The sequence below is a fragment of the Streptomyces sp. NBC_00354 genome (genome assembly GCF_036106915.1).
Classification (GTDB): Bacteria; Actinomycetota; Actinomycetes; order Streptomycetales; family Streptomycetaceae; genus Streptomyces.
Genome location: NZ_CP107983.1, coordinates 8,248,635 through 8,267,283 on the forward strand (window position 1 = coordinate 8,248,635; position 18,649 = coordinate 8,267,283).

General features: G+C 69.9%; 14 protein-coding genes and 1 pseudogene. 11 read left to right on the forward strand and 4 right to left on the reverse strand.

Translation table 11 applies throughout. From position 1 onward, the window contains the following. Positions 1 to 548: 548 nt before the first annotated feature. Entirely contained in the window at positions 549 to 2,384 is a 1,836-nt protein-coding gene (locus OHT74_RS37940) for a glycoside hydrolase family 15 protein (RefSeq protein ID WP_328622825.1), read from the reverse strand. Between the two features lie 1,201 nt (positions 2,385 to 3,585). Between OHT74_RS37940 and OHT74_RS37945 the strand changes: the two genes are divergently transcribed. Then, complete coding sequence (locus tag OHT74_RS37945; RefSeq protein ID WP_328622826.1) at positions 3,586 to 3,771, forward strand: hypothetical protein; 186 nt, start codon at positions 3,586 to 3,588, stop codon at positions 3,769 to 3,771. A 187-nt stretch (positions 3,772 to 3,958) separates the two neighbouring features. After that, positions 3,959 to 4,384 (forward strand): nitroreductase family deazaflavin-dependent oxidoreductase, encoded by a 426-nt coding sequence (locus OHT74_RS37950; RefSeq protein WP_328622827.1) that lies wholly within the window; start codon positions 3,959 to 3,961, stop codon positions 4,382 to 4,384. 269 nt (positions 4,385 to 4,653) lie between these two features. On the opposite strand, the gene OHT74_RS37955 is transcribed toward OHT74_RS37950, so the two are convergent. Continuing rightward, positions 4,654 to 5,784 (reverse strand): glycine amidinotransferase, encoded by a 1,131-nt coding sequence (locus OHT74_RS37955; RefSeq protein WP_328622828.1) that lies wholly within the window; start codon positions 5,782 to 5,784, stop codon positions 4,654 to 4,656. 451 nt (positions 5,785 to 6,235) lie between these two features. Between OHT74_RS37955 and OHT74_RS37960 the strand changes: the two genes are divergently transcribed. The 6 genes and pseudogenes from OHT74_RS37960 to OHT74_RS37985 all read left to right on the forward strand — a co-directional run bounded on the left by OHT74_RS37960 (position 6,236) and on the right by OHT74_RS37985 (position 12,355). After that, on the forward strand, positions 6,236 to 6,613 hold the full coding sequence (locus OHT74_RS37960; RefSeq protein ID WP_328622829.1) for a hypothetical protein: 378 nt from the start codon (positions 6,236 to 6,238) through the stop codon (positions 6,611 to 6,613). A gap of 146 nt (positions 6,614 to 6,759) precedes the next feature. Continuing rightward, positions 6,760 to 7,164, forward strand: coding sequence for an SgcJ/EcaC family oxidoreductase (locus tag OHT74_RS37965; protein WP_266671338.1), 405 nt, complete (start codon positions 6,760 to 6,762; stop codon positions 7,162 to 7,164). Between the two features lie 148 nt (positions 7,165 to 7,312). After that, a pseudogene (locus tag OHT74_RS37970) lies at positions 7,313 to 7,534 on the forward strand (IS630 family transposase); the annotation flags it as partial. Positions 7,535 to 8,033: 499 nt separating this feature from the next. Continuing rightward, positions 8,034 to 9,482, forward strand: a complete 1,449-nt coding sequence (locus OHT74_RS37975; RefSeq protein WP_328622830.1) for a phosphatidylinositol-specific phospholipase C domain-containing protein — start codon at positions 8,034 to 8,036, stop codon at positions 9,480 to 9,482. Between the two features lie 95 nt (positions 9,483 to 9,577). After that, positions 9,578 to 10,330, forward strand: coding sequence for a hypothetical protein (locus OHT74_RS37980; protein ID WP_328622831.1), 753 nt, complete (start codon positions 9,578 to 9,580; stop codon positions 10,328 to 10,330). A gap of 504 nt (positions 10,331 to 10,834) precedes the next feature. After that, positions 10,835 to 12,355 carry a helix-turn-helix domain-containing protein gene (locus OHT74_RS37985; RefSeq protein WP_328622832.1) on the forward strand — a complete coding sequence of 507 codons (1,521 nt, stop codon included), beginning with the start codon at positions 10,835 to 10,837 and terminating at the stop codon, positions 12,353 to 12,355. 415 nt (positions 12,356 to 12,770) lie between these two features. Here OHT74_RS37985 and OHT74_RS37990 read toward each other — a convergent pair whose 3' ends face one another. Continuing rightward, positions 12,771 to 13,883, reverse strand: coding sequence for a C40 family peptidase (locus OHT74_RS37990; protein ID WP_328622833.1), 1,113 nt, complete (start codon positions 13,881 to 13,883; stop codon positions 12,771 to 12,773). A gap of 277 nt (positions 13,884 to 14,160) precedes the next feature. Here OHT74_RS37990 and OHT74_RS37995 point away from each other — a divergent pair, with 277 nt between their 5' ends. From OHT74_RS37995 to OHT74_RS38010, 3 genes are all read left to right on the forward strand, one after another. Next, positions 14,161 to 14,700: an ArsR/SmtB family transcription factor gene (locus OHT74_RS37995; RefSeq protein ID WP_328622834.1), complete on the forward strand. Its 540-nt coding sequence runs from the start codon at positions 14,161 to 14,163 to the stop codon at positions 14,698 to 14,700. Next, positions 14,697 to 15,983 carry an MFS transporter gene (locus tag OHT74_RS38000; protein WP_328622835.1) on the forward strand — a complete coding sequence of 429 codons (1,287 nt, stop codon included), beginning with the start codon at positions 14,697 to 14,699 and terminating at the stop codon, positions 15,981 to 15,983. Before OHT74_RS37995 ends, OHT74_RS38000 begins: the two co-directional genes overlap by 4 nt. Positions 15,984 to 16,319: 336 nt before the next feature. After that, entirely contained in the window at positions 16,320 to 16,772 is a 453-nt protein-coding gene (locus OHT74_RS38010) for a hypothetical protein (RefSeq protein ID WP_328622836.1), read from the forward strand. A 557-nt stretch (positions 16,773 to 17,329) separates the two neighbouring features. On the opposite strand, the gene OHT74_RS38015 is transcribed toward OHT74_RS38010, so the two are convergent. Further along, entirely contained in the window at positions 17,330 to 18,301 is a 972-nt protein-coding gene (locus OHT74_RS38015; protein ID WP_328622837.1) for an alpha/beta hydrolase, read from the reverse strand. Positions 18,302 to 18,649 lie beyond the last annotated feature (348 nt).

Consider the following 18,649-nt stretch of genomic DNA (forward strand, 5'->3'; position numbering starts at 1 on the left):
CGAAGTCGACCGTGAGGCCGGTCGGCGACACACCGTTTCCGCCGCGACGCCAGGCTCACCGCAGGTGCTCCACCGCCGGCCGCAGGTCATCGCAGCGGCTCCGCACCCCCGGCTTCGATGCAGTCGGTGCCGTGCCCGGCCGAGGCGAACCTCAGCAGCTCATTGACGGTCGTGAGGGACAGCTCACCGTCCGTCGTCCGTGCCAGGAGGCGCAGCCTCTACCCTGGTCGCCGCAACCGCCGTACTGGTCCCGGCCGCTACTGCCGAGGCCGTCACCCCGAACACCTTCCGCCTCTGCAACTTCGGCAGCGGCTATCACATCTCTGCGGAGCCGTGTCCGCCTGGCCGAACGCGTCCGCGCCGACGTGGCCGAGAGATCTCGGATCGCATCAACTGGTCCCGGCGCGAGCACGAACACACTGCTGAGCACCGCCGATGCCCGAACCACGGAGCTCACAAAGTCTCGGCGAGGCATGAAGACTGAACGCTGAACGGTGGATTGGCGGTGACCACCTCGCGATGCACGGCGTCCGGGCGGCGGTACCGCGTCAGCCGAGTGCGCGGTCGAGGTTGAAGGCGGCGCTGATCAGCGAGAGGTGGGTGAAGGCCTGGGGGAAGTTGCCGAGCTGTTCGCCGGTAGGGCCGATCTCCTCGGCGAACAGACCGAGGTGGTTGGCGTAGGTGAGCATCTTCTCGAAGGCGAGCCGGGCCTCCTCCAGCCGGCCTGCGCGGGCCAGTGCCTCGACGTACCAGAAGGAGCAGATCGAGAAGGTGCCCTCCGGGCCGTGCAGGCCGTCGGGGCTGGCGGTCGGGTCGTAGCGGTAGACCAGGGAGTCGGAGACCAAGTCTGCGGTGAGGGCGTCCAGAGTGGAGAGCCACTTGGGGTCGGTGGGCGAGATGAACTTGGCCATCGGCATCATCAGCAGCGAGGCGTCCAGGACTTCGTCGTCCAAGGCCTGGACGAAGGCGCCCCGCTGGGCCGACCAGCCGCGCCGCATGATCTGCCGGTAGATCGCGTCCCGGGACTCCCGCCAGCGGGGCAGGTCCGCCGGCAGGCCGCGGCGGTTCGCCATGCGCATCGCCCGCTCCAGTGCCACCCAGCACATCAGCCGCGAGTACACGAAGTTCCGCCGGCCCCCGCGGGTCTCCCAGACTCCCTCGTCGGGCTGGTCCCAGTGCTCGCAGAGCCAGTCCGCCATCGCTCCGACCTCGTCCCAGCGGGCGCTGCTGATCGGCTGTCCCCACTTGTCGTACAGGTAGATCGAGTCGATCAGGGCTCCGTAGATGTCCAGCTGGAGCTGGCCGGTGGCGGCGTTCCCGACCCGGACCGGTGCAGAGCCGAGGTAGCCCTCCAGGTGCGGCAGCTCGTACTCGGGCAGCTCGCTGCGCCCGTCGATGCCGTACATGATCTGCAACGGGCCGGTCGCACCGGTGCCGCGCATGATGCCGCGCTCGCCGAGGAACCCCATGAACGCCTCGGCCTCCGAGGTGAACCCGAGGCGCAGCATGGCGTAGACGCAGAAGGCGGCGTCGCGGATCCAGACGTAGCGGTAGTCCCAGTTGCGCTCGCCGCCGATCTGCTCGGGAAGGCTGGTGGTCGGCGCGGCGACGATCGCACCGGTCGGCGCGTAGGTGAGCAGTTTCAGTACCAGAGCGGAGCGGTTCACTGTTTCCCGCCACCGCCCGTGGTAGCGCGAACCGGCCAGCCAGTGACGCCAGAACCTGATCGTCGCCTCGGCCTGCTCCTGCGCCTCGGCGCGTGGACAGGACCGAGGGGCCACGTCGTCGCCGAGCTGGTCGAGGGCGAACACATGGGACTCGCCCTCGAGGAGCTTGAAGTGCGACCACACGTCCAGGCCGTCGCTCTCCAGGGGTGCGGTGGCGGTCAGCGCGAGCGTCAGTGACGGGGAGCGGAACACAGCCGTGTGGCCTTCGAGGTGTGTCGTGTGTGCCTCGGCGCCGTAGCCGAAGCGGGGGGCGATCCGCGCCCTGAAGGGTAGGGCTCCGCGGACGCAGATCACCCGCCGGATCAGCCGGTGCCGGGCCGCCTCGCGCGACTCGTCGACCACGGGCATGAAGTCCTGTATCTCGGCCACGCCGTCTGCGGCGAAGAACCGTGTGATCAGGACGTTCGTGTCGGGGAAGTAGAACTGCCTGGTGCGTGTCGGGACCTCGGCGGCCAGCTCGAACGACCCGCCCCGGTCGGCGTCGAGGATGGACCCGAACACGCTCGGCGCATCGAAGCGCGGGCAGCAGTACCAGTCGATGGTGCCGTTCGTGCCGACCAGGGCGGTCGTTCGAAGATCGCCGATCAGGCCGTGTTCGGGGATCGGTATGTAGCGGGAGCTGTCGGCCTGCTCGAAACCAGTCGTGTCGAACGCCATGACGGCCTCCCTGCCGCGCCGGCGCGGGCCTGGAGATGAATCCTTGCCATTCATGCTAAGCGGCTTTGCCGACGTTCGCTGCTGATCCTTTGACGCGTACGCGTTGACGCTTCAGGGTTTGGTCGACTGCGGTGCCGACCGCTTCGGCGGTGGTGTGGACACGTTCGGCATAGCCCGCGGGGCGGCTCCTCCAGAGCGGCGGCACCGCCAGGCAGGCGGCCAGGCGCGTGCATGCGCATTTCAGCAGCATGGCCGCGTCGACCTTGTGGCAGGTCCTCTCCCAGACCAGGTCGGAGGCTGTCCCACGGCCAGGGCCCGAGCGCATTCGCCCGCCGGCCCCACCCGGCACCACAGCCCGTTGTGGTGCCGTGACCAGGTGTATCCGATGCGCGTGGTCGGTGCGAACCCGTTCTCGTCGAGGAAGCGCAGGTCCCTCAAACCCGTACTCGCGCCCAGCCGTAGAGCCGTAAATCCTCCAGCTGGGCCCGGGCGGCCTGCTGGAGGACGGGGGGTCGGCCTTGGGCCGCGGCGTGTCCCGGGTCCGTTTCCACCGGAACCCGTCCCGGTGGAAACCCGTTCCGCGGCCAGGCAGTCGCACAGCGCGGCGGCAGTCCACGTGCGGCCCTGCCGGGCGGACTCTTCCAGCAGGGCGACCAGCGCCTCGCGGTCCTCACGGGCGACCGAGGCCGGGCGCCCGGGCGAGGGGCATCCTCAGCGCGTCGAACCCGCCCGCCGCAAAGCGGTGGACTGCACCACGCACGGTGACGTCGTTGCCTTCGCGCGTGGTCAGTCACCTCGGGCGCGGTCAGCCCCCGCCCCGTCAGCCGTATGCACTCCCGATACAGCGTGGTACCCGGCGCCGGACCACGTACCCGCTGACGCTCACGCACCTCGCGTTCCTGGTCTGATTTCGCCGTCACGCTCTCCGACGCCGCGTCCGACACCCTGCAGGTCACCAACCTGCCGGGAGCGGTCCCCTTCGGGTTGCCGTTCGCGCCAAGGCGGTCAGCCTTTGCCGTTACTTCTGGCCGAGACGTCCCATGGCATGGAGAAGGCCCGCCTGTCCGCAGAGGATCGGTCGGTGCGGCTGCCCCGGCCGAGCGAATCACCCTGATCCGGTGATGCCTCCTCACCTGCCTGGTGGAAGGATCACAGCGGCGCGCTTCCCGGCAGGAGGTCGCCCACCGAAGGAAGATGCTCCGTGCGTACCGAACAGCTCGAGAACCTCGAAGCGATCTTGCGGCAGTCAGCCCTCCCCGCCGACAGCGACGTCGATGAGCAGCGGCGCCAGCTTCGGGATCTGCTGTCGGCGCAGCCGCGGCCCGCCGATGTGCGGGCCGCCCATGCCGGCCGCGGCCTTCAACCAAGCGCGAGGCAGACCCGCTGACGAGCGAACCAGCACTCCGCGCCCGAGTCGGCAGGCGGCCGCGGCGTTGCACAGAACCGGACAGCTCGTGTCAGCCCATCTCTCCGGCGCAGCTCGCGTCACCGCCTGGCGCAAGGCAGAACCCACTCCGTCCCTACGGCTCATCCTCCCAGCGCCCAACCCGGATCGTGAACGACAGGAGTTCGACATGAGCGAAGCAGACTGGAACGCGAAGACCATCGCAGAGTTCCGAGCGAACGAGGGCAGGGTCGGCGGGGTCTTCGAGGGCGCTCCACTGGTCCTCGTCCATCACCGCGGCCGCAAGAGCGGGCAGGAGTACGTCAGCCCGATGATGTACCTCCCGCACGACACCGCGCCGGACATCGTCTACGTCTTCGCATCCAAGGGCGGAGCACCCACCGATCCGGACTGGTACCGCAACCTGACCGCCGCCGGTGAGGGCACCATCGAACGCGGCACCGCCACCTACCAGGTGACCGTCCGCGAACTGAGCGGCGCCGAACGCGACCGCATTTACGCCGAGCAAGCGCAGCGTTATCCCGGCTTTGCCGAGTACGCACGCCAGACGGCCGGAATCCGCATCATTCCCGTGCTCGAACTCCGGCGGGCGTAGCCCCACCCGTGTCAGCTTCAGCGAGGAGGAGGAGAGAGATCACGCCCAAGGCAGTCAGGTGCGACGAGTTCGGCGGGATCGACGTGCTGCGGGTCGACGCGGTGGAACGTCCGGTGCCCGGGGCGGGCAGGTCCTCGTACGCGTGAAAGCGACCGGCATCAACCCCAGTGAGGCGGTCATCCGCACGGGGGCGCTGGCGGAGATGTTCCCGTCGACGTCCCGTCCGGGCAGGGCAGCGAGCCGCTCGCTGCGCCGCCCGCATCGTCGGCTCAGTTCAGGTACCCCTCGGGGCCGCCGTCGCGCACGGTGTCGAGGGTGAAGCAGTGCAGACCGCCGCCGAAGAGCCGGCGGTGGCGGTGGCGTACGGGAACGACTGTGAAGCCGTTGGTTTCGAGGGCGGCGCGGAGGCTGGTGGCGGCGGCGTTGACGAGCACGGTGGTCTCGTCGACGGACAGGACGTTCAGGTCGATGTAGGGGCTGGTGAGCAGCAGGTCCCGGGGCACGTAGGAGGGGAAATCGGCAGGATCCGGCTCGGGCGGGACGATGAACTTCCAGCCTTGCAGGGGCCGGGGCAGCAGGTCTCGTACGCGGTCGTGGCGGGCGAGGAAGACTCCTGGGCGCAGTGCGAGGAGGGTGGCGTCGATGTGGCTGTCTGCCATCCGTTCCACCCGGTGGACGGTGAACCGCCCGCGCAGATGGCGTTCGAGCCAGTCGGCGGCCGACCGGTGGTTGGCCTGGGCGGTGTTGACGATCAGGTCGCGGCCCAGCCGCACGACCTGTGCTCCGTCGAGCATCATGTCGTATCCCGCGTCGTACGGGCCCGGACGTGCGTACGGCACGGCGCCGGCTCCGAGGGCGGCTGCGGCGTGCCGGGCGTAGGAGAGGTCGAAGGAGGCGTCCGTCAGGCCGGGGCGCGGCATCGCCGTCCAGCGCGCGCCGGCGTCGAAGCAGCGGCGGAACAGCGGGGCCAGCAGGCGGGTCTCCAGACAGCGGGAGCGGACCATCGGCGGGGTTTCGATGATCTCGTCGCCGACGATGAGCGTGTTGTCGCGGACGTTCAGCGCGGGTGTCGGCGTGGCCCTCCAGCCGGGGCCGGCGATGGGACCCGCGTCCGGAGGGAGGGCGAGCGGGCGGTGGACCGTGACCCCGAGCGAGACCAGGGTCTCGGCCAACCCCTCCACGTCCTCGACGAGTTCCTCGACGTACTGCGGATGGACCGCCCAGCGCTCGGGTGCCTCCCCGGCCGCCAGGCGCGGGTAGTGCCAGCTGCCGTAGTGCAGGAGGTTCTCCTGGTGGAACAGTTCGAAGGTGAGGTCGCGGTCGTGGCCGGTGTAGCCGGTGCCCGATCCGACGATGACCTCACGCAGCCGAGTGAAGCCGTCGTAGCTGTTCAACCGCACTGCTTGCCTCTTCCATCCGTACCTCCCCGACCGGCCCAGCCTTACCCCGTGGCCGGCATGCACCGGCGGCGCCGATGCCGACGGCACCCGATCGGAGGAGCCGACGAGGCGCCGGGCCCCGAGAGAAGACGGCGTGGATGCCTGCGACCTGCCGCAGGGCCGCCCGGAGTGACGTGCACGGTAGCCGGGCGGAAGGCGAACGAGGGGCCTGCCGCCCCGGGACGGTGCAGGCGAGGTTCAGGACGGTACGGCGGACGCCGGGCCGGGTCAGCGGGCTGACGCGCTGCGCGGTGGTGTCGGCGCGCGGCAGATAGGCGTCGCCGGCCCGTGGCGGTGCCGCTGGACCGGCGTGTTCGCAGGCATGGGCAGGGGCAGTGCAGCGGTGTGCGGGGCGCACTCGAGCAGACCGCCGTCGCCGGGGTCGGCGGGAGCCTCGCGAAAAGAGCACCTGGTGAACGCCTCGGGCCGGGCCGGGCTGCTGTCGGCCCGGCAAGCCCACCGCGGCGCCTACCACTGCGCGTACGAGCGCCTGCTCATCCTCGTCGGTGCCTTCTACGACATCCACCAGGGCCGCGACGCCCACTTCCGCTGCGCCCAGACCCTCAGCCACCGAGACCAGCGGCCCCTGCGGCTGGACGAGTCCTTCCTTCACATCGTCACCGGCGTCGAAGACCTGCACGACGCCCAGGACGACACGGTCGCCCGCCTGTTCGCCGCCCTACGAGAGCCAATCGCGGGACTCCGTAAAGTGGGCCTGGGCGGGCACGGCGGGAGCCGTTCAGAAGTGGCCACCGCGTCTTGTGCGGCCACATCGCGCACGCGGACATGATGGGTGCTCGGAACGTTCTGCGGGCCGGGCTGGTCCGTCGCGAAGCTCAACCGGCGTAGCGAGAAGCTCCCTCATTCATGGCGGGGGAGGAGTCGCGTGATCAGACGCTTGACCTCAGCCATGGTTGAGGTGTGACGGTAATCCACATGACAATGGAATCCACGTCCCACGCGGCAGACGTCGAAGCGATCAGCCAGCTCGTCGCCACCGTCGAGCACTCCCAGCAGAACAAGGACCCCGAGGAGTTCCTCGGCCTTTTCCACCCGGATGCGATCTGGACGACGGCCCACGGCAAGGTCCTTATCGGCCTCGACGCGATCTCGGAGTTCACCCGCGAAGTCCTGCCCGCGGCGAGCTGGGATGGCAAGGTCACCTACGAGGTGGTCCACGTGCTCTTCATCCGACCCGACGTCGCGGCGGTCAAGGTCCGTCAGCGCTACCTGGCCCCGGATGAGGAGAGCGAGGGCGCCCCGCTGTACGTGATCTCAAAGGAGGCCGACGGCCGCTGGCTGCTGACCGCCTGCCAGAACACGGGGGTCGTCGCTGGCTAGTGCCGTATCAGGCAACGCTTGCCCTGTGGTGATGTGACGCGCCGTTCCGGTGCTGTGCCTGGCGGCGCGTGCCGTCACCCTGTCCGGGTGGCAGAACGAGTACATGTGCGCGAGATCGCCGAAGTGACGTTCACCAGCGTGGGCCGGGTTTTCGACGTGGAGCCTGACCAAGCTGGCGGACTTCCTGGTCGCCGAGGGGGTGGTCGACGACATCAGCCACGAGGGCCTGCGCATCGCGCTCCGCGAGGAAGGCGTCTCCTTTCAGCGCCCGAAGACCTGGAAGGCCTCCAGCGACCCCGGCTACGCGGCCAAGAAGGCCCACGTCGAACACCTCTACGTGATCGCCGATGGCGAGGTCATACCCGAGGATGCTTCCCAGAGGACTTGGTTGGTGAGTTCGCGGCGGAGGACGTGCTCGCCGGACATTTTGCAGCTCCCACCTCCCTCACGGTAGGGAACCCCTCACGGGCGGGGCCGGATAACACGGCCCCGCCCCAGCTACCAGCCACGAGCAGTCCCAGCCCGTCTGTCAGAACCCAGTCGTACCGTCATGGCCAAGAAGCCCGACAGCCGCCCCTCCTCCCCGCCGATCGTGGCGAGCGCCCCGTGGGGCCCCGGCCGGGGGCCCGGGCCGGCGGACCCGCCCGGCAGAAGTAGGCAGGGACCTACTTCTGCCGGTGGAACCGCATGGTCCGGCCCCCTGCTCACCGTGTTGGCTCGACGTGGAACGGGCGGCGGGGCCGGGCCGCCGGGCATCACGGTGCCCCGGGCCGCCCACACCGCCGTCCGGCAACCGGTACCGCACGCCCGCTCCGGTTCCGACGACCGGCTTGACCCTGGGGAACGACATGCTTGCAAGAGGCTTCCGCGTGCTGCGAAGGCTGGCCCTACCCGTGCTGTCGCTGCTCCTCCTGGCCGCGACGCTGCCCACCCCGACGACCGCCGTGGCGGCGTCCGGGAGCAAGTACGGAGACGCCCGCCTCGACCAGTGGTCGTCGCTGACCACCCACAACTCCTACGCCAGCTCTGGGTCGTTGCTGCCGAAGAACCAGTCGCGCAACATCTCCCGGCAGCTGGACGACGGCGTGCGCGGGCTGATGCTCGACACCTACGACGTCTCCGTCGACCAGGAGGGCAACGTCGACCTGATGATGTGCCACTCCACGTTCGCCTGCTTCGAGAGCTTTCGCAGCGGGCTCAGCAGGGTGGTGGACTTCCTCAAGGCTCACCCGGACGAAGTGGTGACGGTCTTCCTGGAGAACTACGCGAGCCGCCCGTCGCTCACCCAGGCGGTCACCGACGTGCTGGAGGCCGAGAACGCGAAGAACCTGCTGTTCTCGCCCAACCAGTACGACATCGACAAGCGGAACTGGCCGCGGCTGCGCGACATGGTCTCCGACAACCGCCGCCTGGTGGTTTTCCAGGACAGGTGGGGAGAGGACGTCCCGGTCAAGTCCAGCGACGGGAGCAAGGAATACGGGCGCCTCATGTACACGTGGGCGCGCACGGTGGAGACGCTCTACGACTACGACGACCTGCCCAGCGGCTGCGCATCGCGCAACAGCAACCCGGTGGGGCAGAACCCCATGCCGGGCACGGCCCTGACGCCGCTGTTCACCATGAACCAGTTCGACTCGAGCGTGCTGAACCCCGAGGCCAAGGCGCCGGGTGACAACGGCTCGGCCCTGAAGAAGCGCATCGACAAGGACTGCCGTCCCGCCGCGGGCCACAACCCCAACTACGTCGCGGTGAACTTCTACGAGCAGAGCGACACCGGCGGCGTCACCCCGATGTCCGTGGTCAACGAACTCAACCGCAACGCCCACATCTTCCCGCCGCACCCGGCGCTGTGGACCGTCACGCCGAACAGGCAGTTCATCGGGCAGACCTACGAGACCACCGCCCCGAACCGCTGCATGGTGCGCGGCGAGGAGTTCCCCGACGGCTCGGGCGGCGTGGTGACACAGCGGGCCTGCGCGAGCCCGGCGCCCAGCAGCCAGCAGTGGTCGGGCACCCTGCCGCCCTACGACAGCCAGAACTACTACTGGATCAAGGCGGGCAACGGCTACTGCCTCACCATCCCGTGGAACCTCGGCGTGCCGCCCGGCAACGGCATGCAGCTGTTCTGGTGGCCGTGCGAGAGCCGGTGGGCCTCGGACAACCAGCTCTGGGAGGTCATGCCGGCGGAGCAGTACGGCGGGCGGCGCGCCACCTACTTCATCAACCGGTGGACCGGCAAGTGCCTGGCCCTGGACCCGGCGACGAACGCCGGCAAGGCCGGCAAGGTCACGCAGGACGTCTGCCCGACCCGCGGATGACCCTCCGGGCCTGATCCGGGCACCTGTCACGTCCGCGATACCGGCGCCCGAAGCGGCCCGGCCGAGCAATCGGCCGGGCCGGTCATACTTTCTGCATGGAAACGCAGGCGGCGGAGGCGGCGCGGGGCTGGCTGGCCGAGCAGGGCATCAGCAGGGTGCGCGACGGGTGGGTCAGCGACGAGCGGCCGGACGTGCTGCTCACGGCCAACGACGTGGCGCATGCCCGGGCCGGCGACGTGTTCGCCGAGGACATGGACGCGGCCGAACAGCTGCGGCTGGCCTTCGGGCTGTTGGACCTGCTCGACGAGTACTGGGTCACGTGCGAGATCCGGTTCGCCGACGACGGCGAGGGCGGTCCCCTCCCGGCCGACGTGCTGTGGGACGGCTACCGCCGGCGGTTGGAGGCGGAGCGGGAGACCGAGTCCGTCACCTACTCGCTCTGGGTGGACTGGTTCGAGGACCGCACCACGTCCGCGAGGGCCTTCGCCGAAGTGCTCGGCAACGACATCGACCGGGTCGTGACCGAACCGTCGGAGGGCCTGCTTCGGCGGGCCCGCCGGGTCCTGGAGTGCTCGGGGCCGGTGTGCTGGGCCGTGAAGGAGCCGACGTACCGCACCGCGATGCGGCTGCCCGCCCTGCACCCCGCCCTCTTCCGGGGCCTCCGGGCCGGCTTCCACGACGTCTACGGCGACCTGGAGCCGGGCGCCGCCCTGGCCCTCCTCGACCGGCTGGTCCTCCCGGCCGACACCGAGCACCGTGCCGAACTGCGCCATGTGCTCGCCGCCGGGCACAGCAACCACTACCGCAGCCCCGGCGCCTGGGACCGCGCGGTCCGCTCCTGTTCCTGACGGGGCCCCGGGCGCGGGCCGGGACCCCGTCGCCGGCGGAGCAGGCGGGGGCGGCTCGGCGGCGGGAACCGGGGTTGCGGGCGGGGCGTCTCTCCTCATCGCCGCGCTGGGGCGGATGACGTCGGAGCACCATGTTGGGTCGTCGGCGAAGACGTCGAGGGCGGCGCGGGCGAGGGCCCGGCCATCGGCAGCGTTCCGGCCTTGGGCAGGGCGAGGAAGGCCGCGTGGTACACCTCGGCGTCAGGGGCATACGAGTACTTCTCGAACCCGGCCCGGTTCAAGGCCGCCTCGGCGGCATCGGAGCACGCGTCGTATGCCCCGTTCACCCTCGCGTGGTCGGAGCAGTAGAAGAGCTGTGCTTCTCCGACGTCCACTGACAGCGCCCGGGGGCGGGCGTGCGGACCACGAACTTCCACCGGCAGAAGTAGATGTAACGTCTTGGCATACTTCTGCCGATAGGACCCGCCGACTCGGGGCGAACGCGCTGACCAGGGGATTTGATTCATGAGTAACGGGGGGTTCGCCGCGCGCCTGCATGCTCTGCGAACGGGTGCGGGGCTGAGTCAGGAGGAACTGGCGCAGGCCGCGGGTGTGAGCGTGCGGGCTCTTTCGGACCTGGAACGCGGACGTTCCCGGGGGCCGCAGCGCCGCACCGTACAGGCCCTCGCCACCGCCCTGGGCCTGGACGGTCCGGCCGCCGCCGAACTGGAACACACCGCCAGCCTCGGCCGCCCCCGCCCCGGCCCCGCTCCCGAAGCCGGGCCCGCCACCCAGCCGGAGACACAGCCCGTCCCGCACCACCCCCTCCAACTGCCACGCGATCTCGGCGACTTCACTGCCCGCGGCTCTGCCCTGAACCGGCTCCGCGCCCTGGCCGAACACCTCGACCCCGCTCACCCACCCGTTGCCGTGGTCAGCGGACAGCCCGGCCTGGGCAAGACCGCCTTCGCCGTCCACGCCGCCCACACCCTCACCCCCCACTTCCCGCACGGCCAGTACGCCATCGACCTGCGCGGCATGGACCCCCAGCCCACCCCGCCGCGCGACGCGCTCGCCCGGCTCCTGCGCGCCCTCGGCGCCGCCGACAACGCCATCCCCACCACCACCGAGGACCGCAGCGGCCTCCTGCGCTCCTTACCGGCCGAGAAGGCCCAGTGGCTCGCCGCCCTGGGCCGCGCCCAAGCCCGGGGCCTGCACCAACAGGTCATCGATACCGCCGAGGCGATGCACTGGTTCTCCGACCGCACCCCGCACTGGGAAGCATGGGCACAGGTCTTCCAGTGGGCCGTCGACTCTGCCCGCGCCCTGGGCAGCAAACGCGACGAGGCCGTCCACCTCAACTACCTGGCCTGGGCCTACAACATGTGTCTCTACGACCACACCGCCGCCCTGGCCACCGCACAGGCCGCCCTGGCCGCAGCGCGCGAAAGCGGCGACCAGCTCCAGATCGGCTGGGCCCTGGGCTACGCCGCCGGCGCCCTCCACCGGCTCGGGCGAACCAACGAATCCATCACCTGGCTCCACGAAGCCGCCGACCACCTCGGCAAGCAGAGCGGCCCAGAGAGCCGCCTTGCCGAACTCACCGCCCTCAACTCCCTTGGCCAGCAGCTGCGCCAGACCGGCCGCGCCCAGGAAGCCCTGGCCATCCACCGACGCAGCGAAGCCATCTGCCACACCGGCGTCCCAGGAAAGCCCCAGGAACTGATCGGCCTCTACCTCGCAGTAACCCGCCGGCACATCGGCAACGACCTCGCCGCCCTCAACCGATGGAACGAAGCAGAACACCTCCTGCGCTACGTCCTCACCCACTTCCAGGCAGCACAGATGCCCGCCTGGAGCGAACCGGCCCGCCTCGACCTCGGCATCGTCCTGCTCCACCTCAACCGGCACCACGAAGCCCACACGGTCCTGACCACCGCTCATGACGCGCTCGTCCGGCTGAACAACCCCCGCAAGTCCGAAGCCGCCGACCACCTCCACCAGCTCCACCCGACCTGCGACGTTGCACCTGACTCAACCGGCTGAGGAGGCGGAGGCCTCACCGCGCTGTCGCCGCGGGACCGGAGCGCGCGCCGCCGACCAGTCACCGGGGACGCGGAGAAGGCGGCCCGCCGCGGCCTGGCGGAGACGGCACGGGAGTCCCCGCAGCGCACCGTCCGCCAGGGGCCGCCCTCGCTCACGACGACACGGATCGACGCCCACGCGGCCCGTGCCGGCGTCGACGTCGCAACGGGGCCCGTCCGCCTCGACCCTTCGTGGCCGACTGCCGCCGCCGCAGCCGGCGAGCGGGCGGGGCTCTCACGCGTTGTACGGACGCGTCCGCCGTTCAGGCCACGACAAGCTGGCCATCGGCTCGACGACGCCGGCCTCCTCGATCTCTCACGTGCCGTCCTCGACTCCGCCCACGTCCGCGCTAGCCGTACGGCAGGCCGTACGCACGTCAGCGGGTCAGGAAGCGGGTGGCGCCCACGTAGACGCGGCCGGTGGAACCGATGGGCTCCTCCTTGACCGGGTCACCGGTCCGCGGCGAGTTGATCATCATGGGTTCGCCGTTCCTCGTCCCCGAATAGATGCCGACGTGGGTGACCTCGGTGCCGGTGGCGGGGCGGAAGGCGACGATGTCGCCGGGCCTGAGGTCCTCCGTACCGGTGATCCGCACCCCCGCGGCCGAGCCGGCGGGTACCTGCCCGCCGCCCGCCTCGAACTGCGGCTGGGCGTCCCGGGGGATCGTCACGCCGAGGGCGGCGTAGACCTGGCCGGTGAGACCGGAGCAGTCGTAGCCGAATCCGGAGGTGCCCGACCACAGGTAGGGCAGACCCAGGAACGCGCGTGCGGCGGCGACCACGTCCGCGCCGCTCGGTGCGGCCGGCACCCTGGCCAGGTCGTCAGCTCGGAAGAACAGCCGGCCACTGCTGGGGGAGTAGGCGGTGACGACTCCAGGCAGCGGACCGGCCTTCACCGGGAAGGAGGTGTTGTACGAGTACTCGCCCGTCTGCCCGGATTGGTCGCGGGCAAGCGCGGCCTGGGCGGTGGCGAAGCCCCGGGCTGTGGGGCGGGCAACGCGTTCCTCGTGCGTACCGCCGGGCGGGCGCCGGTGCTCCGAGGTCAGTTGCCGGTCGGGAATCCAGCCGGGGTAGGCGCCCCGTCCTGCCTGGTCCCTGGGGGTGGGCTGGCCGTGCACCCATACGTGGTCCCAGAGCAGACCGCCGTGCCACTCGGTGCGGTCGACGGTCACCGGGACGCCGTGGAGAGCCTGCGTCTCCCCGGCGACCTCACGCCGCTCGTCGAGGGACATGGTTGTCAACCAGCCGCGGATGTCTGCGGGATTGGTGGTCGCCGGAGCGTCCACGGGCCGGACCTGTTCGGGGCTCACCCAGACCTGAGCGACCGTCACGTTGACGTAGCAGGTCGCGGCGCCGTCGCAGGGACGTGGCGCGGCGGACACGAAGGGGCGGGACGGGGTGGTGGGAGCCGCGGGGATTGCGGCGGCCGGAGCGGCGAGGGCGAGGAGCATGGCGGCGGTGGCCGTCAGGACTGTCTTCACGGAGTACATACGTCGATCCTGTCCAGGGCAGCGCGCCTGCGAACCCCTCCGGCCCGGCCGGCCCACGCGGTCGTGGGATCGACTTGGCGCCGTCAACCGGTCCCTGGCGTCGTGGACTGCATGCTCCGCCGCGCCATCCGGGTGATGGCCCCGGTCATGGCCTGTCTGGATCTTCCATGATCGCAGCCATGCAGAGTGGGCGTAATGACCGCTTTGCCGGGAGGGCGTATTCCGGTGAAACAAAACCCCCTTGCCTAATGGTCAAGAAGTGTTGACCATTAGGGGTATGCCTACCGATGATCTTCCCGAGACGTTCCACGTCACCACTGACGAGCAGCTACGCGCCGTTTCCAATCTCACGCGTCACCGGATCATGGCCGTGCTCCGCTTCGAGCCCGCGACGATTACGCAGATCGCCGAGCGAGTGGGCCTTGCGAAGGGGAGTTCCAGCTACCACGTACGGCTGCTGGAGCGGGCCGGCCTGGTGAAGGTGGTACGAACGAGGAAGGTCCGGGGGGTCACCGAGCGGTACTACGCAATGGCCGCGCGGGCGATCGTGCTGCCGGATCCGGGCGCGGGAGGCCCGGATGTGCTGATGCGGCATGCGGTGGCGGACCTGGAGGCAGCGCCGGTGGAGGGCGAGCGGCACGTACGGATGGCGCATCTGCGGCTCACCGAGGAGCAGTTCGCGGAGCTGGGGGCGCGGCTGCAGGCACTGGCGGACGAGTACCGGGAGCAGTCCGATCCGTCGCTGCCGGACGTGTCACTCGTCTTCGCACTGTTCCACCCGGCACCGCGCCAGCAGGCCGAAGGGGACGCCAAGTGACCGCAGACGTTCGGAAGTTGCCGACCCGGTTCGGACGGCTCTGGGCTGCGCAGACGGTGTCCTCGCTCGGTGACGGGGTGTCGCATGCCGCGCTGCCGCTGCTCGCGTTGGCGTTGACGCGGGATCCGATGGCGCTCGCCGTCGTCACGGCCGCCGGAACGCTGCCGTGGCTGCTCTTCGGGGTGCTCGGCGGTGCGCTGGTGGATCGCTGGGACCGTCGGCGCACGATGTGGGTCACGGACGCGGCGCGTGCGGTGCTGCTCGCGATACCGGCGGCAGCGGCCGCGCTCGACGTGCTGAGCATTCCACTGCTCGCGGCCGTCGCCTTCCTGCTCGGCCTCGGCGGACTCTTCTTCGACACGGCCGCCACGGCCTATCTGCCGGATCTGCTCGGCCGCGACCCCGCGCTCCTGGAGCGCGCCAACTCCCGCCTGCGCGGCACCCAGACCGCCGCGTCCGGCTTCGCGGGGCCGCCTGCGGGAAGTGCCCTGCTCGCGCTCGGACGGGCGGTTCCGCTGCTCGTCGACGCGGTGTCGTTCGCGCTCTCCGCACTCCTCGTGCGGTCGCTGCCTGCCACACCCCGGCCCGTACCGCAGGCCCGTGAGTCGCTGCTGCTGCAGGCGCGGGCCGGCGCCTCGTACGTATTCCGGGATCAGTTGCTGCTCGGACTCGCGCTGCGTCCGGCGGTCGGGAACATCGCCTTCCTCGCCGTGGAGACCGTACTTGCCCTCTTCGCGCACGACCGTCTCGGCATCGACACCTTCGGCTTCGGCCTGCTCCTCACGGCGGAGGCCACCGGCGGTCTGCTCGGCGCGGGCATCGCCTCCTTCCTCGGCCGACGACTCGGCACCGGCACCGCGTTGACCTGCACGGCCGCAGTCGAGGGACTCGCCATCCTGGGCCTTGCCGCCGCCCCGAACCCGTACATCGCCGGCCTCGCGCTCGCCGTCTGCGGAGCGGGCATGGGCGCCACGATGGTGCTCGGCCCCTCCCTCCGACAGGCGATCGTCCCCGCCCACCTGATGGGCCGGGTCGCCTCCACCTCCCGCATGCTCGCCATGTGCGCCGCCCCGTTCGGCGCCTTCCTCGGCGGCTGGCTGGCCACCACCTACGACGTACGCACCCCGCTCTACGCCGCCGCCGGCCTCCTCCTCACGATGACCGCCGTCACGGCGACCATGACCAGCAACCGCCAGGTTGACGCGGCGCTGCGTGCCGCCGCCCCGGCCGGTGATCCAGATCGCCCGGAATCCTGGGATGCCGTTCAGGAAGGTGCCGTTTAGGCCGCTTCTTACCGATCATCCGATCGTTGGTTGATGTGTGTCGTTGACTGACGCGCAGTGGGCGCGGATCGCGCCGTTGCTGCCGGACCGGACACCTCAGCGGGGTGGTCGGTGGCGGGACCATCGCCAGGTGATCGGGCATCACCGGTGCTGACAGCGAACGACTCCAGCGCCTGCACAACCTGCGGCGGGTCGGTGGCGTAGACCCCGGTGAGGTACCACACCGAGAGCGCCGATCCCTTCGCCGGGCTGACCGCCGGTTGCCGGGCCGCCCGGGCGGGCCGCCGATATCCTGGGACCGAGATCGGGGGCTTTCCTCATCCGGAAGGCAGCACGATGCGGCGTCGATACCTCATGCTCCTCGCAGCCCCGCTCCTCGCCTCCTCGGTGGCCCTCGCCCCCGCCCACGTGGCGCAGGCCGGAACCGCCGGGACGAGCGGGGTCAAGCAGGCGGTGAAGGTCACCAAAGTCGAAGTGGTCACCCTGCTGAAGCCGGGGGAGACCGTCGAGTGCAACGGAACTCCCGTGGCCATGGCCTTCGACGGAAAGGTCACGGCGACCGGGCCGGGCACGGTCCGCTACCACTGGACCGTGAACGCCAGCCGCGCCCGGGTCTCCCCGGGATCCTTCGCCTTCGGCGCGGGCACCTCCACCAAGGTCGTCCTTCAGGTCGTGGACATGCCGGCGCCCAGGAACGCCAAGGCGGTGACCGGGTACGTCACGCTCCACCTGCCGGACCAAAAGAAGAGCGTCCGCAGCGAGCAGGTGACGTTCCCCTGCGAGAAGTGAGCCCTACTTCTTGTTGCGCTTCAGCAACAGCTTCGACAGGCCCGCCGGAACAAGACGGAAGGTGACGCCTGGGAACTGCAGCGGCGCGGTTGCCGGAGAGTCCACCGGCAGGTCCGTCCGGGCCGACTGCGGCTTTGGACGATCCCGCCGCCGGGGTACCACTCTGTCACCGGCTCGCCAGCGCCCGCCGCTGCACGGGATCGAGGTAGGACCCGGCCGCCCGAGCGGCGGTTGGGACGGCACCGAACCCCCTCGCGAGTGGATGAACAGGCACTTCCGTGGACGCACCAGCCACTGCACCCACTGACCAGCACCCGCGGGTTGATCGCGCAGACCTTCGGTCCGGTTACCCGCAAGCAGGAGACCAGCAGCCCTCGCGGAGTCTCGATGAGTCGATGCCACAGAAGATCTTGCTCAATCTCGCTCTCCCGTCCATGCACTGTATGAATGTGCAGCTCAGCTCCGTGCGGAGCGCGCGGCGCTCTAATGGACCGAGAGATCGCACCCGGCAGCAGCCTGAACCTCTGGGCCCGGGCAACCTCATTGCGATAGGAGTTCTAAGAGTGGAGTGCTCGGCGCAGTGCCTCGACGGCCAGCGTGCGTGCGACAACGGTCGCCTTGGAGTCGCGGAGGCTGTCGAGCATGAGGAAATCGTGGACCATGCCCAACACGCGCACCGCGGTGACGTCCACACCGGCCTTGCGCAGCTTGGATGCGTACGCCTCGCCCTCGTCACGCAGTACGTCGGCCTCATCGGTGATGACCAAGGTGGTGGGAAGGCCGCGCAGCTGCTCGATGTCGGCCCGCAGAGGGGACGCGTAGATCTCTTCGCGCTGCCCGGGCTCGCTGGTGTAGGCGTCCCAGAACCACTTCATCCCGTCGCGGGTGAGGTAGTACCCCTCGGCGAACTGCTGGTATGAGGGGGTGTCGAAGTTGGCGTCGGTGACAGGGTAGAGCAGCACCTGGGCCGCCAGGCTGACATCGCCGCGCTCCTTGGCCATCAGCGCGAAAACGGCCGACATATTGCCGCCAACCGAGTCGCCGCAGACCGCGATCCGGGAGGTGTCGAGGTTTTGCTCCTCGCCGTTTTGGACGATCCACTTTCCGACCGCGTAGTTCTGCTCGATCTGCGTGGGGTACTTCGCCTCGGGGGCCAGGGCGTAGACCGGGAAGACGACCGCTGCTTCCGATCCGACCGCGAGTTCACGTATCAGTCGGTCGTGGGTATTCTCGTCACCGAATACCCATCCGGCGCCGTGGATGTACAGCACGACCGGGAGGGTTTTCGTCTCTCCCTCGGGGCGGATGATACGGGCGCGGACGTGGCCGTATTGTCCCGCGTCTACGCTCACCCACTCCTCGGTCACGGCGGGCTTGGCCACGCCCTCCCCGGCCTGCAGGCCATCGAGCATCTCGCGGCCGTTCTCCGGTGGGACTTCGTAGATGCGCGGGTGCGCTGAGGTGGCGTCGGCCAGCTCTTTGGCCGCGGGTTCCAGGACGGGGGTCGGGAACGACGGATTCGCGGGCATGCTACGCCTCCTGTCTCGGCGGGTTTAGCGGACAGCGGACAGCGGACAGCGGACAACGCCGAGCCAGTTCCATCGTCTCTCAGTGGCGCATCGGCGCAACATCGAGAGAGGGCGGGCGCACCTTCTGCCAGGGCCAGTAACAGCTTCTCCCTATGGGTACGTTCCCGCCTCTCGGTGGCTATTGCTGTCCTCCAGCGCTCTTGTTTATGTTCTCGATCCCGTGCCGCCTCGTGTTCCTGGCGCGAGCGCGGGCCGGAATCAGGGTCCGTAAAGTTGACGTTCCTTTTACAGTCCCTGTCATGTGTGTAGGCGTGAGGGGGAGGCGGCTGGTGGTGACGTTGTGGTGTG